The organism is Streptomyces sp. NBC_00083, assembly GCF_026343295.1.
Lineage (GTDB): Bacteria > Actinomycetota > Actinomycetes > Streptomycetales > Streptomycetaceae > Streptomyces.
Genome location: NZ_JAPELY010000001.1, coordinates 2901131 through 2915138, shown reverse-complemented (window position 1 = coordinate 2915138; position 14008 = coordinate 2901131). Strand labels below are relative to the sequence as shown.

12 protein-coding genes are annotated in these 14008 nt (G+C 69.3%); 7 read left to right on the top strand and 5 right to left on the bottom strand.

Going from position 1 to position 14008, the window contains the following annotated elements:
- Positions 1–52: 52 nt before the first annotated feature.
- Entirely contained in the window at positions 53–346 is a 294-nt protein-coding gene (locus tag OOJ98_RS12920; RefSeq protein WP_267054794.1) for a DUF1330 domain-containing protein, read from the top strand.
- Between the two features lie 282 nt (positions 347–628).
- Entirely contained in the window at positions 629–2323 is a 1695-nt protein-coding gene (locus OOJ98_RS12915) for a CocE/NonD family hydrolase (protein WP_267054793.1), read from the top strand.
- 134 nt (positions 2324–2457) lie between these two features.
- Here the strand turns inward: OOJ98_RS12915 and OOJ98_RS12910 are convergent, their stop codons facing one another.
- The gene (locus tag OOJ98_RS12910; protein WP_267054792.1) at positions 2458–3177 is read right to left on the bottom strand and encodes an SDR family oxidoreductase; all 720 of its coding nucleotides are present in this window, start codon (positions 3175–3177) and stop codon (positions 2458–2460) included.
- Positions 3178–3338: 161 nt separating this feature from the next.
- On the opposite strand from OOJ98_RS12910, the gene OOJ98_RS12905 reads away from it, so the two are divergent.
- The 3 genes from OOJ98_RS12905 (at position 3339) to OOJ98_RS12895 (ending at position 5447) form a co-directional block, all read left to right on the top strand.
- Positions 3339–4379 (top strand): Lrp/AsnC family transcriptional regulator, encoded by a 1041-nt coding sequence (locus tag OOJ98_RS12905; protein ID WP_267054791.1) that lies wholly within the window; start codon positions 3339–3341, stop codon positions 4377–4379.
- A 185-nt stretch (positions 4380–4564) separates the two neighbouring features.
- Complete coding sequence (locus OOJ98_RS12900) at positions 4565–4930, top strand: DUF1330 domain-containing protein (protein ID WP_267054790.1); 366 nt, start codon at positions 4565–4567, stop codon at positions 4928–4930.
- A 238-nt stretch (positions 4931–5168) separates the two neighbouring features.
- Positions 5169–5447: a DUF6355 family natural product biosynthesis protein gene (locus tag OOJ98_RS12895; RefSeq protein WP_267054789.1), complete on the top strand. Its 279-nt coding sequence runs from the start codon at positions 5169–5171 to the stop codon at positions 5445–5447.
- Positions 5448–5471: 24 nt separating this feature from the next.
- Here the strand turns inward: OOJ98_RS12895 and OOJ98_RS12890 are convergent, their stop codons facing one another.
- On the bottom strand, positions 5472–6542 hold the full coding sequence (locus tag OOJ98_RS12890; RefSeq protein ID WP_267054788.1) for a DUF2599 domain-containing protein: 1071 nt from the start codon (positions 6540–6542) through the stop codon (positions 5472–5474).
- A 341-nt stretch (positions 6543–6883) separates the two neighbouring features.
- Between OOJ98_RS12890 and OOJ98_RS12885 the strand changes: the two genes are divergently transcribed.
- On the top strand, positions 6884–7399 hold the full coding sequence (locus tag OOJ98_RS12885) for a hypothetical protein (protein WP_267055624.1): 516 nt from the start codon (positions 6884–6886) through the stop codon (positions 7397–7399).
- Between the two features lie 192 nt (positions 7400–7591).
- Here OOJ98_RS12885 and OOJ98_RS12880 read toward each other — a convergent pair whose 3' ends face one another.
- The 3 genes from OOJ98_RS12880 to OOJ98_RS12870 all read right to left on the bottom strand — a co-directional run bounded on the left by OOJ98_RS12880 (position 7592) and on the right by OOJ98_RS12870 (position 12152).
- On the bottom strand, positions 7592–9457 hold the full coding sequence (locus OOJ98_RS12880) for an aldo/keto reductase (protein WP_267054787.1): 1866 nt from the start codon (positions 9455–9457) through the stop codon (positions 7592–7594).
- A gap of 452 nt (positions 9458–9909) precedes the next feature.
- Complete coding sequence (locus OOJ98_RS12875) at positions 9910–11493, bottom strand: prepilin-type N-terminal cleavage/methylation domain-containing protein (protein WP_267054786.1); 1584 nt, start codon at positions 11491–11493, stop codon at positions 9910–9912.
- A gap of 68 nt (positions 11494–11561) precedes the next feature.
- On the bottom strand, positions 11562–12152 hold the full coding sequence (locus OOJ98_RS12870) for an excalibur calcium-binding domain-containing protein (RefSeq protein ID WP_267054785.1): 591 nt from the start codon (positions 12150–12152) through the stop codon (positions 11562–11564).
- Between the two features lie 385 nt (positions 12153–12537).
- On the opposite strand from OOJ98_RS12870, the gene OOJ98_RS12865 reads away from it, so the two are divergent.
- A complete protein-coding gene (locus OOJ98_RS12865; protein WP_267054784.1) occupies positions 12538–13713 on the top strand; it encodes a hypothetical protein in 1176 nt (391 codons plus the stop codon).
- Positions 13714–14008: the final 295 nt, after the last annotated feature.

Sequence of the window (14008 nt, the reverse complement as noted above, 5' to 3'; positions counted from 1 at the left end):
TCCAGCACCACCCCGTAAGCCAGCCGCATTCACCCCACCACTGGAGGTCTCCATGCCCAAGGGCTACTGGGTCAGCGTCTACCGCACCGTTTCAGACCCCGAGAAACTGGCTGCCTACAACAAGCTGGCCGGTCCGGCCGTCAAGGCCGCGGGCGGTCGGACCTTCGTCCGTGGCGGTCGGGTCGCCGCATACGACGCAGGGACAGCCGAGCGCACCGTCCTGATCGAGTTCGACAGCTTCGAGCAGGCCGTCGCGGCACGCGAGAGCGCGGCCTACCAGGAGGCGCTGGTCGTCCTCTCCGACGGCGTCGAGCGCGACTTCCGCATCGTCGAAGGCATCGACTGAGCGAGGGTCGGCGGACGCCGCGCGACGCGATCGGTGAGACCCTCCATCGAGCATGTGGGATCTCATCGAGCATGTCGGATCCCGACGACCGCGCCCCCTTCTGAGCCGTGGTGCATCACAGCCACACGCCAACCGCCGGGCGCCGACCACCGCAACGTTTAGATCATCCGCTTCACTCAAGCGAGGGAGCGAAGCCGGTCTCACCTCCACGTCGGCCGCCGCGGGGACATCCTGGCGTTGTCACTTCGACGCCACACCCCTGCCACGGAAGGCGGCTCAGCCATGCCCGTTGCCGACGACAGCACCTCGGCCAACCCGTTCGCGATCAGTGTCGACGAGAGCGCCAAGCTGGAGGCGATCGAGCAGGCGTTACTCGACCCGTCGCCGCGCCGCATCGGCCGGCTCGACCAGTGGGGCCTGGCCGACACCTACGAGACGTACGCGGAGATCGCCGGGTACCAGGAGCTCTCGATCGCCATGGCGGACGGGACGCTGATCGACGCGTCACTGAGCGTCCCGCGCAACCTCATGCCCGGACAGACCTGTCCCGCGGTCGTGATGCCCGCCCCGCTGTCCCCGCTCGGCCGCCTGTCCTACCTGCCGATGCTCCCCCGCTGGGCGCTGGGCGGCTACGTCGTGCTGACCTACAGTCAGCGCGGCCTGGCCAGGTCAGGGGGCGAGATCCACGTCGCCGGACCGCGGGACGTGGAAGACGCCATCGAGATCGTCACGACGCTGTGCGAACTCGACGCCGTCGACCCGGAACGGATCGGCTGCTTCGGCGCCTCCTACGGCGCCGGTACGAGCCTGCTGCTCGCCGGGAACGACCCGCGGGTCAGGGCCGTGGCCGGCACCAGCGCCTGGTCCGACCTGTTCGCCTCGCTGTACGAGAACGGCACCCGGCACCTGGCGGCCTTCGAGGCGCTCGTGAAGCTGTTCAAGGAAGACCGGTGCTCGGCGGAGTTCCGGGACATCATCCAGAAGATCCGCAGCAATGACATCGACGACGACGTCAGGGCGTTCGCCGAGGCCAGGTCGCCCAAGAACTGTCTGCAGGCGTACAACGACAACCAGGTCCCGATCCTGATGACCACCGCCTGGCACGAGACCATCTTCTCCGTGCCGGCCGTCGTCGACATGTTCAACCACCTCACCGCGCCCAAGTCGCTGCTGGTCCAGATCGGCGACCACGGCAACGGCGAGCTGCCCGGCCTGGCCGGCCTGGTCTCCAAGCCGACCGAGATGGCCTACCGGTGGATGGACCACCACCTGGGCGGCACGGCGAGCGACGGGGCCACGCCCTCGTTCGGGGTCCGCTCGGAGTACATGCACAACCTGCTGTCCGACCTCCATCACCCCGACTGGCAGAGCTACGCCCTGCCCCCCAAGCGGTTCCACCTCGCCGACGCAGCCGCCGGTGAGCGCGACGGTCGGCTGACCGAGGGAGCGCCGCAACCGGACTGGACCCGCCCCGTCAAGGTCTCCGTCCAGAACACCGAGGTCGTCGTCGCCCCGAAGCTCATCGAGACCGGCCTGGCCGAGCGCATGGGCTTCCCGCACGTCTACCGGACCGCCGAGGTCGATCGCGGTCTCGCCGCGACCTGGACCACGGAGCCGCTGGAGCAGCCGATGCGCGTCCAGGGCGAGCTCGAACTGCGGGTGACCGTGACGCCGCAGGCACGGGAGGCCACGATCGTGGCGTACCTGATGGACTGCGACCCGGCCACCGGCAAGGCCGCGATCATCACCAACGCCCCGGTCACCGTCACCAACGAGCAGCCGGGCCGGGCCACTACGGTGACCGTCCCCCTCCAGCCGGCCCACTACGTCCTGAACAGGGGCCGTCAGCTCCAACTGATCATCGACACCCATGATCCGTTCTACGCGGACGCCAACCGCGCCCCGTCCGCGATCGAGCTCAGCTCGTCGCAGGACGCCCCGTCGTACATCGCCATCCCGCTCCACCCCCTGCCGTAACGCGCGCTCGGCGGCTGTCCAGGGCACGTGCAAGTCGCGGACCACACCGCCGCGCCCGGGACGACCGGGCGCGGCCGTCACTTCTGTGGGCGGTCCGCTGCTGTGGCCGGGGGGCGCACCGCGTTCCCCGCCGGCTACCAGGGAACGATTCGGCCCTGGTAGTCGAGGAATCGCACCCCGGGAGTGCCGAGCTGCGCGAGCATGACGCTCACCAGCCGGGGAATGCTGTCCTCGATTCCGAGAGGGGCGTCCGATCCCCCCAGCTCCGTGCGGACCCAGCCGGGTGCCATCACCAGGAGTGTGCGTGCTGGTTCGCTCTGGCGGACCGCGAAGCTGCGCATGAACTGGTTCAGGGCCGCCTTGCTGCCTCGGTAGACCTCACGTAGTCCGGTCTCGTTGTTTGCGATGCTGCCCTGACCCGACGACATCGCACCGATCAGGCCGGTCGGAGTGACGAGGTCCTGCAGGGATTCGATGACGCGCATCGGGCTCAGCGCGTTGGTGAGCATGACGTCGTTGAACTCGTCGGTCGTGACCTCCCCGATGGGGATGTGTTCGTCCCGAGTGGTGATTCCCGCGTTGACGAACAGCATGTCCAGCGCTCGGCCGTCCAGGCGCCTGCGCAGTGCGGCGATCTGCTCCGGCACGTTGATGTCCAACGTTTCGATCTCCACCCTGCCGCCGGAGGCCTCGGCGAGATCGTGGAGCTTGAGCCTCGGGCTGCCGGGTCGGACCGTGCCGATGACATGCCACCCCTTGCCGAGGAACTGCTCGGCGATGGCGTGGCCCAACCCGCGTCCGGCGGCGACGACCAGGATGGTGGGGAGCGTTTCGTTCGAGGGGGAAGCAGACATGGCCCGGAGCCCTTCGCTGGTGCGTCGCTGCCGAGAGACCGGGATCCGCAGCCGAAGAGGCTCGGCCTTCACATCCCCTGTCCGTCGGCCGTACTGTGCAAGCCTCGGCTACCCATGGCGCGCTACGGGCCGGAAACGGCGCGCTCCGTAGTATTGCCGCCATGTCGCATCCTGAAATCGCCGATTCCACCATGCTGGAGTCGGACGATGTGCGAATCCTTCGCGCCCTTCAGATCGACCCACGGGTCGGGTTCGCCACCGTGGCGAGCGTCCTCGGGCTCTCCGAGCCGACCATCGCCCGCCGCTATCGCCGCATGCGACGTGCCGGGGCGATCCGGGTGATCGGCGTCGTCGATCCGGGGGCGCTCGGCCAGAGCCGATGGATGGTGCGACTGCGCTGCCGGCCCGGCAGTGCCACGGCCATCGCCGACGCACTCGCGCAACGCGACGACGTCGGCTGGGTCGCCCTGAACGCCGCGGGCTCCGAGATCACCTGCGCCGTCCGCTCGCGGTCACAGGAGCAACGCGACGATCTGCTCGGCCGCCGCCTCCCCCGCACCGCCGCCGTGCTCGACGTCCAGGCATCGGTGCTGCTCCGCCAGTTCGTGGGCGGACGCGGCCACTATTGGGCCGCGCTCGCCGGAACCCTGACCCCCGAGCAGGAGTCCGCGCTGGGAAGCGGCGGAAATCCCTTCACCGAACGCCCCGTTGTGCGGAATCAGGCCGCGCAGCTCAACGCCGAGGACGAGAAACTGCTCGCGGCCCTCGCCGCCGACGGACGCGCCAGTCTCGTCGACCTCGCGGCCGCCGCCGACCTCACGCCGGGCCGGGTGTCACGACGGCTGCACGCCCTGCTCTCCGACCACGTGGTCCACATCGACGTGGAGATCGCACCGATGGCCCTGGGATACCGCGCACGGGCCAACCTGTGGATGCGGGTCCATCCGGGCAAGGTCAAGGCTGTCGGGCGGGCCATGGCGCTGATGCCCGAGGTGGGGTTCGCCGCCGCGGTGTCCGGACCGTACAACCTCCATGCCGTCGTACAGTGCCGCGATCTCGACGAGCTGTTCGAGTTCACCACCGGCCGCGTCGGCGCCCTGCCCGGTGTCGAGGGCATGGAGATCAGCCCCATCGTCCGACAGGTCAAGCAGGCGGGAACCCGAGTCGACGGTGACCGACTGACCGGCCCGTCGAGCGAGTGACGCCGCCACTGACATCCGTCATGCGCGTGCCAGGGACAGCGCCGACGACGCTCGGCCGTCCCGGCTCCACAGCACGGGCGCTTACCTCCGGAGTAATCGACCCGCCCCCGCCGCCGCGGGCATGATCGGAGCGTTCGCACGGGAGCCCCGCACAGGAGCAGGGCACCGTCTCCGAGGAGGACCCCATGACCGCGTACGCCATCGCCAACCTGCGCCCGCCGACCCACCTGGACGACGACGTCTTCGTCTACATGGAGCGGATTCCGGGCACGCTCGCGCCCTTCGGCGGCCAATTCCTCGTGCACAACGCGCCGCTGGAGGTCCGCGAGGGCGAGTGGCTCGGGGCACTGGTGATCATCGGCTTCCCGGACATCGAGGCGGCCCGCGCCTGGTACGACTCCGCCGCCTACCAGGAGATCGCCCCGCTGCGGACCGACCACATTCCCGGGGACCTCGTCCTGGTCGACGGGGTCCCGCCCGGCTACGACGCGGGGCAGACCGCGGCGGCGCTGCGGGCAGCGACCTCACCGACGAGCAGATCGACCGGGTGAGCCGGGCGTGCGCGGGCATCGCGCACCTGATCCGCCCCCGCCCCCAGACCCGCCGCGCAGCCGAGTCCGCCTGAACCCGGCAGGGCCGGGGGCCCGTGGCGCCAAGTCGCCCCAGAGGCACGCCTGTTCGCCTACCCCTGTGCCGTACGGCGGAACGGGCGCAGACCGCACAATGCGCCCTGTACAGGGCATTTATCCAGCTCCTAACCTGGGTCGACCGCCCATGAAGGAGCCTCAGATGCGCACTCGCCCGATCGCCGCCACGCTCGCCTCCCTCGCCCTGCTGGGCGGCGCCGCCGTGGCCACGGCCACCCCCGCCAACGCCGCCGTCTGCGGCTACTTCGTCAGCTACGGCAACTCGTACTACAACCACTGCACCCACGACGGCAGCATCATCGACATCCACATCGACGTCGTCCTCGGCTGGGACAAGAACCGCTGCGTCTCCCCCGGCGTCACCTACCTCGGCCCCGCCACGAAGATCCGCAACGCCTGGTACACCGGAAAGCTGTGCTGAAGCGCGGGCTCGCTCGGCCAGGCCCTACCAGTTGCATCGGGACGAGAGCATCGTCTTGAGCTTCGCGTCGTTGTCGCCGGTCAGCTCGGGCCGCCACGCTTCCAGGTCCCACGTCGGACCGCCGAAGTGATCACCGTCGGTACGCGGGTCCGAGTAGGAGAAGTCCGCGTGACAGAGCAGCTGATCGTAGACCGATTGGGTCCGGGTCTGGTTGGCGTTCGGGAAGGGCTGGATGTTGGACCATACCTGCTTCCAGGTGTCCGACATGTGGTCCTTGGCGCTGTCCTTCGCGGGGTTCACGGTCGCGAAAGCCGCGTCGGTCGGAGTGACGTGCACGGAACTGAGGTTGGAGTCACGCAGGCTGACGTAGACCTCGGTCTTCTTGACCCACTGCGTGTTCGTGGTGCCGCCATAGCCCATGCATCCGTTCTGGCAGCTCTCGAAGGCGTCGGCCTGGCCGGGGCTGTACAGGAGGTACCGGCCCGCCTGGAAGTCCTGGCGTACGCCGATGTTGTCGGCAACGTTGCCACCGACGTGTCCGGCGCTGTACTCGTCGCTCGTGGGGTAGCCGTAGAAACCCCGCTCATAGCCCTTCTCTCCCCAGTAGCTCCCGATCAGGCCGTGTACCGCGTGCGCTCCCGAGGCAGGGCTCCAGTAGACCGTCGCCTGTTGGAACTGCTGGCGGACGCCGACCCCATCGGGGTTATTGAGTTCGTCGCTGAGGGGGTAGCCCATGTAGCCGCCCTCCCAGCCCTGTTGAGCCCACTCCTGGCCGATCAGACCCCACACGGCATGGGCGCCGGTGTCGGGACTCCAGTAGATCGATCCGTTGTCGAAGACCTGGCGCCGGCCTACCCCGTCCGGAAGGCCGAGTTCGTCACTGGTCGGGCAACCGAGAGACTGCTGCACGCCCGGTGTCTGGGTGTACTCCGTCCAGATCGCGCCGTCGACCGAGTGGCCCTGGTCGCAGAAGACCTGGGCGGACGCGGGAGCCGCCTGTAAGCCGAGCAGCAGCAAGAGGCTCGCGGTGAGCGTGGCGAGGAGGCGCGCGGTTCCCGTCCCGCTGCCCGCAATGGATTTTCTTCGAAGAGTCATCACGCGGGAATGCTCGTGCATCCGGTGGAGGCACGGTCCGGGGACCCAGGAAAGACACAGGACGACGACAAGACACACACAGACTCCGGCAGCGGCGGGCGGTGGCAGGGAGACCGGCTGGCGGACAGCGGACGCGAACCCCCACAGGCCGGGCAGTCGGCGGGCGGCCGACCGGGCGCTGTCGTCGGGGGCGGTATCGACCTGGCGTTCACACAAGGGCACCTTCCGGGGTAGTCTCGGCGGCCGTCGGCATCCCTGCCACACCCGCCCCTCTCAGCTCTTGTGTATGCAGCGCGCTTCACCGCATTGCCACTCAACTCACTGGAGGAAAAGGCATCATGATGAATCGTCAGCGACTGCTCGTCGGCTCGGGCGCCCTGGCCGCAGCCACTGTCCTCGCCCTGTCCGGCACCGCCGACGCGGCCGTCGCCAAGCTCAGCCAGTCCGCGGCCGCCTCGCAGCTGTCGGCCGCCGGGGTCACCCACTCCTCCAGCGGCGGCTGCACCACCCGGTCCAACGGCACCTGCACCTCGTACGACCAGATCAACCAGGCGACCGTGGACGGCCTCAGGACACTCAAGAGCGCCAGCGGCTGTGCGATCAACGTCACCGGCGGCACCGAAGTCGGCCACGCGTCGGGCACCTACAGCCACTACAACGGCTACAAGGCCGACATCTCCCGGAACTCCTGCATCGACTCGTACGTCACGAACAGTTTCACCCACATCGCGACCCGCAGCGACGGCGCGACCCGGTGGCGCTCTTCGGCCGGCAACGTCTACGCCAACGAGGGCAGCCACTGGGACATCACGTACTGCGGCGGCAACTCGTCCTGCACGGCGGCGGCCAGCGCCTGACGGACGCCCACCCCGTCGGCGCGGCGCCAGCCGCCGAGTCCCGCCCGACCGGGGGCGCTCGGCAGGCCGGCGTCTCGGGGCGTCGGTGCTCGTCGGCGAGCCGTCGCGCACCGACCACGATCCGCCGGGCCCCGCCCCTCACACCCTCCCGCGGGGCCCCTCCCCCTCACATCCGTCCCGCCGGACCGCCGGTCACTCCTGGACGATCTCGTCCGCCCCGAACCGCAGGGCGCAGTCCCACGTATCCGCGTCGCTGAACAGCAGCTGCACCAGCTGGATGGACCACTTCCAGTCGCAGTTCTTGACGCCGAACAGCGCACCCAGGGCGTCCCGCAGAGGCATGCCGATGTAGCGGCGCTTCAGACCCACACGCGACGGAACCCGGACGGTGCCGAGGTCATCGGCGGTGACATGGCCCCCGTCCACCAGCCACTTCTCGATGAACGTCTGCGTCACCGGCAGGCCTTCGTTCTTCGCCGCGTCCACGATGGACTGGCGCAGGGTGTCGGCCGTGCCTCCGTCGCAGAGCCCGACGAGCCACTCGCTGAGTTCGCCGCGCAACGCGAACGAGGTGTCGTTGGTCTGGCCGGAACTCTGCTGCTTGCGCCACTGGTCGATCTTGCCCATGGCGCCGTACTGCTCGTCCCCGGTGAAGTCCTCATGGTCGGGCCCGCCACCGAAGTTGGCCAGGTTGGACGTCTGGGTACGGGCCGTGCCACTGCTGCTGATCATGGTGGCGTTGGACGTGCCGTCCGACCGGGGGAACGTGCCCGCCATCGTGTAGATGAGACCGTTCAGATCGTCGGGCGAGGTCAGATCGAGGTCCATCTGCTGGGCGGTCCTGATGACGTCGTAGTAGTACAGGTGCGCGCCCGACTCCTTGATTGCCTTCTCGACGTTCTCGCTGAGCAGCACACTCTCCACCGAGTTCTCCACGACGTCGACACCGCCGAGTTCGCGCAGCAGGTCCGTGTGGTTCTCGCCGATGTTGCCGAGGCCGACCTGCCCCGTGATGTGCTCGCTCTTCAGCTCGTTGAGGACCTGCCAGGCCTGCGTCAGCGCGCCCCGCTCCCCGTCCAGGTTGTGGATGATCAGCGAGTCGAGCCTGCCACCGAACAGCGTGGCGACGTGTTTCAGCCGAGCGCGCAGCGCGGCGGCTCCCTCACCGGACCGGACGTCGAACTTGTAGAGGACCTCGTAGTCCTCCCGCGGCCGGCCCCGCAGCACTTCGGACACCGTGTCGATGTTGCGGTAGCTCTCCGCCGTGTCGAAGCGCCGGTACCCGGCTTCCACGGCCGAGACCAGCTGTTCCTTGCTGCGCCCGTCGACGCCGAAGACCAGCCAGGGCTTCGCCGTCTCGCTCCCGGTTCCGTCGGCGGGCATCCGTGCCACCACGGGCGCGCCCTGGTGGGCCGGTCCTGCGGCGGCCGCGGTGGTGCGCTGCACGGGCGCCTCCCCGGACATGGCCCGGTGCGCGTTGGCCTCGGCCTCGCGCTCGAACCTGTCCCCCGGATCCGAAACGCGCACGCCGTCCCCGCGGTCGGTGCCGGCCACCGGCCCCTGGCGCTGCTGGATCACGTGCGTCAACTCATGGGCCAACGTGTGCTTGTCGGCCCCGCCGTCGCCGATGACGACGTGGTCACCGCTCGTGTAGGCGCGGGCGCCGACCTCGGCCGCGGACGCCTTGGCGTGGGAGTCGTCGTGGATGCGCACACCCGAGAAGTCGGCGCCGAGCCGGGCCTCCATGTCCGTACGGGTACGGTCGTCAAGGGGGCGGCCCGATGCCCGCAACACCTCGGGGACGGCGGACCGCTGCACCGTCTCGGCTGCCGAGGCCCCGCTCTGCCGCTGGTCGCCGCAGCCGGCGGAGTGCCGGTGCCGGTCCTGGGCCCAGCTGTGGCCGGATTGGCGGAGCAGCTGCAGGACGGCCGCGTTGCCCGCGGTGTTCTGGAGGGCCAGCAGGCCGGGCGACGCGCCGTCCTCCCTGACCGGGTTCCCGGCCGCGACCCGGTGGGGCTTCTTGCTCTCGGAGGCCTGGGCCTTCTCGTTGGTGTACATCGAGTCCTCTCACCGTGCCGCGGCCGGAACCGCGGTGGCGTGGAACGCTGTCCCGAACCGGCCCGGGGCCGCCGCCCTCGACGGCTCCCGCGAGTCGGCCCGATCGTCAGCGCCCCATGTCTGCGCGGTAGTTGACGGGCGTCAGGTGTTACACCCTATAGCCGTCCTTCAATCCGTCGCGCGGGAGCGGGAGTTACCGTCGGTTTCCAGCAGGGTTCGGCCATGGCGGTCACCGCTTCGGCCGGTTCGTCCTCCCCATGGACGCCACAACGGCGTCTGCTCGGCGTGCGGATGCCGGTGGAGGCATCCGCACGCCGAGCGGATCGCGGGAGTTCGTCGGTCATGAAGTCGCGGTGGGCCGGCGGCCACCGCATGCCCTTCGGCGCTCGCGCGTCGGCCTGGGCCCTGACCGCGTCGCGGTTGAGCGCATGCCCCTCGTGTCTGGCATGACCCTAGGCCGACCCCGTCCGGAACACGGCGACCGTCCCGCCCAGCGGGTCGACGGCGTACACCTTGCCCGTGGTGTTGTCCGCCGCCAACGCGCCGAACTGGCGGGGCGTTCCGAGCGGCGCCTGCCCCAGCAGCGTGCTGCCGTTGGCCATCCCGATGCCGCCCGGAGCTCCTCCACTCCTCTGTTGTGCGACGAAGATCCTGTTGTAGTTCCTCAGCACGGCGAACTTGTGCGCCTGATTCCCGACGGCAGGTGACACCGCGCAGACCAAGGCCTGCCCCGTGACCTCGGTTCCGACGATCCGGTCGACGCGGGCCCCGGCTCCGCCGCAGTTCGCGCCACCGTCGAAGTAGGCGTAGGCCGCCCCTGCCGCGGGGTTGTAGAACACGGCGTTGGGGCCGGAGGACGTGGGTGTCACCGGGTCGTCGATCGCGGTCGTGCTGCCGTCGACCGGGTTGATGACCATCGTCGTCGCGACGACCTTCCACTGGCCCTTGGGGTTCGCCGGGTCCGGGGCGCACCTCTTGGCCAGGAGGTAGACCAGGTTGCGGCCGGGATCGACAGCGGCGGTGCCACGAACGGAGTTGGAGAGGAGGACGTCCCCGGCGTTGGTGCCGCAGGACTGCTTCGTCGGGAACTGCACCGCCACCCTGGCCTCGTGGGTCTGGGACGAGATGGCGAACAGGCCGATGGTGGAGAGGGGGGCCGTGCCGCTGCCGAGGCCCAACTTCGCGAAGTACACCGCGTGGTGCACGGAGTCGAAGGAGAAGTCCATGCTGTTGCTCGCGCCCGGGAGACCCGGGGCGGGCAGCGGGATCGACGTCGCCGACGAGCTGCCGGTCGGGATGTAGGCGACGGTCGAGGTGCTCGACAGACCACCGCCGATGTAGACGTCGCCGTTCTCGGGAGAGACGGCGAGGCTGGTGACGGCCGCCGTGAAGCCGCTGACGTGGGTCAGTTGATTGGAATGGGCGGTGTCGATGATCGCGACGCCGTTCGTCCCACCGACGTAGACCCGGCCCGTGCCGGCGTCGACCGCGATGCGGGACGGGCTCGACACAGCGCTGGACACGTCGATCGGAGCACCCGTCGCGGTGTCGGTCTTGCCGTCGATCACGGTCACGTTGTTGCCACCGGTGGACACGACGTAGACGCGATCGGCCTTTTCGTCGACCGCGAGGTCCGCGGGGTTCGCACCCACCGGGATCGAGTCGGCTCCGCTCTCCGTCGGCGTGGACGTGTCCGTCAGCGTGAACGACGACGCTGCGCCGTGACCGCACTTGTTCTCGTCGCCGACCTGCACCAGGTTGTAGACCGGTTCGCTGGAGAGGAGGCCGTCACCCGTCAGGTCGTCGGCCGTTCCGTAGCGCCCGTGCTTCGCGCAGTAGGCCTCCTCGGCCGTGCGCAGGGTGGCCGCGTCCGCGGAGACCGCGCTCTTGTGGCCCTTGTCGCCGATGCCCTTGACGGAGAACACCACGATGGCGGCAAGGACGCCGAGTATCACGATGACCACGAGCAACTCGATGAGTGTGAAGCCGTCTTGGCCTCTGGCGCGCGAGGTGAACCGGCGCTGGTCCCAGGTCATGGCAGTCGGGGTTTCCTTCAATCGATGGGTCACGTTCAGCCCGAGCGCACGCGCGAGCGCTTGCCGTGTCACGACGTTCCCCGTTGCACGGGCTTGACGTCCTTGGGGCCCGGCAGGTTCGGGCACGCGACGCCGTTCCCGTCGTCGTCGAGGTGGTTCGGGTCGGACGGCGCGAAGCGCAGGACGGCCTGCGCCTCCGCCTGGGCGGCGAAGTCCGAGCAGTCGTAGGCGTCACTGCCGTAGCGCAGGAAGTAGCGGGGGTCGAAGGCCCTCTTCGCCTGCGGACAGAGCGCGCTGCGGGTCTCGCCGGGTCCGCATGCGAAGTGCTGCGCGGCTCCGGTGACGGGGGTGGTGTCGCGCGGTTCCGGCAGCCCACGGCAGGCGACGCCGCCTCCGTCGTCGAGGTGGTTCGGATCGGTGGGGTTGGCCCGCAGCACCGCCTGGGCATCCGCCTGGCTGGCGAAGTTGATGCACTCGAAGGCGTCGCCGTGGACGGCGTAGTCCTTGGGGACGAACACCTTGCTGTGGGGGCAGAGCGCGGTGCGCTGGGTGCCCGGCGTGCACCACGCGGGGTCCTTCTGGGCGGCGGACGCGTCCGACCCGCCACGCGTGAGCGCCACGACGACCAGCGCCACCGCACCGATCGCGACAACCAGCACACCCCACCTGATCGCGCGAGAGCGCGACAGTTTGCTCAACAGTGCCATAAGACGCCTCTGCCCATCGTGCCGCCGGCCCTTTCCTTGCGTGCCTCAGGGGCCGACGGCACTCGGCCGCCGGCCGCCGCAGGCTGGATAGCTGCATTACATCCACAGCGCACATGGTTGTCAATCATTGACTACTGGACGGAGGGGTGCGCACCATCTAGGCGGGTGAGACACCGTCATGCCGATAGGCCACGCAGATGCCCGGGAGTTGTCGGACATCTGCCTGCATCTACCGGCGGCGTGTCCGTGCGGCGACCGCCGCCCCAACGATGAGGAGTAGCAGATGCAACTGAGGTCCAGACACACGCGGAACGCCCCGAACGCAGGCCGCTCGGCGATGCGCCGGGTTCGGAAGGCGTTCGCGGTGGGCGCCCTCGCGACGGCGCTGATCGCCGGCACGGCACCCACCGTGTTTGCGGCGACGAATTCGCAGGTCGGTATCGCCAACAACATGTATCCCGCCACGAAGGACATGAAGGGCGCGATCGAGTCGCTCGAGTCGTTCACGGCGTTCACGGCGAACGGCGCCTCGCAGGTCGGCGGGTTCTGGAACAAGCCGGCGATCGATACGTCGACGATGCGCGGGATCACGTCGGGAAGCCTGCGCCAGCAGTTGAAGAGCGCCGGCCCCTACACGACGTGCAATCCGTCCTCGTCGAACAACTGCGTCGACGGGCCGCTGCACATCGACGCGTTCCTGTCGGCGGACGAGACCAATGTGGACGCGGTCATCCCGACCGCCGACACGGGTACGTGCACGGCGAGCGCGAGCGTCGAGTGCAACGGCACGATCGCGAGCAAGCACGCCGTGGCGATCGGGCACCTGGCGATCTACAGCTGCAGCGGCAGCTGGGCGGGCTCGACCCACGGCGACGACCCGTCCAACGGCGGGACTCCGCCGCTGGCGCTCGGCGCGGACGCCAACGGCAGCGGCAACGGCAAGGCGCAGTCGCCCCGGTGTGACGCGTCACCGGTCTCCGGGGGTGCGCCCACGACGATGTCGGGCGTGGTGACCTGGCTCGGGACGAGTGGGCACCGCATCGCGGTCGCCGACCCGGCCTCCGCGCCGTTCGGCGCCGCGTCCAAGCAGGCGTTGATACAGAACGGGTTCTCCTGGGTCACCAGCGGAGCGGGCCAGAACGTGTTCACCGGAAGCGCGTGCGACAGCGCGGGCACGGCGTGCAAGGTGCGCCTGGAGTCCGGGATCAGCCAGGTGCGAGGCGCGGTGACGGCGAACGCCGGCGGGAACACCCAGCTGGGTCTCGTCGCCAAGTCGAACATCATGCACGTGTCGTGGACGTCGAGTTCGCTGAACGGAACCACGGGCAACGACCCCAACACGTGGACCGATGTCGATCCGAGCGACTACTCCGGCTACGGAGACATCCAGCAGTTCGGTGTCGCCCTGACCGGAGGCAACGCCGGCGCGGCAGCCGCCTGGGACGACCTGTTCAACACCAAGTGGGACAACGACACCACCATCCAGTCGACGCTCGCCGCCTACGGCTACTAGGCGGTCCGGAGCACGGGGCCACGGACCGTCGACCAGGGCACGGACCGTGCCCGCCCAAGTGAGCAGTCCGTGGCCACGCCGATTCCCTTTCCTCTTCTGTCCATAAGAGGAACTTTCCCGCGCTTTTCCCGCGCGGGCAACGAATGCGTACTCGATACGAGTTGAGTACGCGTATGCCCGGCCTTCCGCCCCACCGCGGCAGACCGGCCGACGCGCAGGGCGCTGCGCCGCACAAGTCGTCAATTGCTGACTAGTGAATTCGGTCGACACCGCGCCATCCGGCCGTGAATGCCGG

Coding starts and splice junctions, on each gene's coding strand:
- OOJ98_RS12920 (WP_267054794.1), top strand. CDS start 53: ATGCCCAAGGGCTACTGGGTCAGCGTCTACCGCACCGTTTCAGACCCC.
- OOJ98_RS12915 (WP_267054793.1), top strand. CDS start 629: ATGCCCGTTGCCGACGACAGCACCTCGGCCAACCCGTTCGCGATCAGT.
- OOJ98_RS12910 (WP_267054792.1), bottom strand. CDS start 3,177: ATGTCTGCTTCCCCCTCGAACGAAACGCTCCCCACCATCCTGGTCGTC.
- OOJ98_RS12905 (WP_267054791.1), top strand. CDS start 3,339: ATGTCGCATCCTGAAATCGCCGATTCCACCATGCTGGAGTCGGACGAT.
- OOJ98_RS12900 (WP_267054790.1), top strand. CDS start 4,565: ATGACCGCGTACGCCATCGCCAACCTGCGCCCGCCGACCCACCTGGAC.
- OOJ98_RS12895 (WP_267054789.1), top strand. CDS start 5,169: ATGCGCACTCGCCCGATCGCCGCCACGCTCGCCTCCCTCGCCCTGCTG.
- OOJ98_RS12890 (WP_267054788.1), bottom strand. CDS start 6,542: ATGACTCTTCGAAGAAAATCCATTGCGGGCAGCGGGACGGGAACCGCG.
- OOJ98_RS12885 (WP_267055624.1), top strand. CDS start 6,884: ATGAATCGTCAGCGACTGCTCGTCGGCTCGGGCGCCCTGGCCGCAGCC.
- OOJ98_RS12880 (WP_267054787.1), bottom strand. CDS start 9,457: ATGTACACCAACGAGAAGGCCCAGGCCTCCGAGAGCAAGAAGCCCCAC.
- OOJ98_RS12875 (WP_267054786.1), bottom strand. CDS start 11,493: ATGACCTGGGACCAGCGCCGGTTCACCTCGCGCGCCAGAGGCCAAGAC.
- OOJ98_RS12865 (WP_267054784.1), top strand. CDS start 12,538: ATGCGCCGGGTTCGGAAGGCGTTCGCGGTGGGCGCCCTCGCGACGGCG.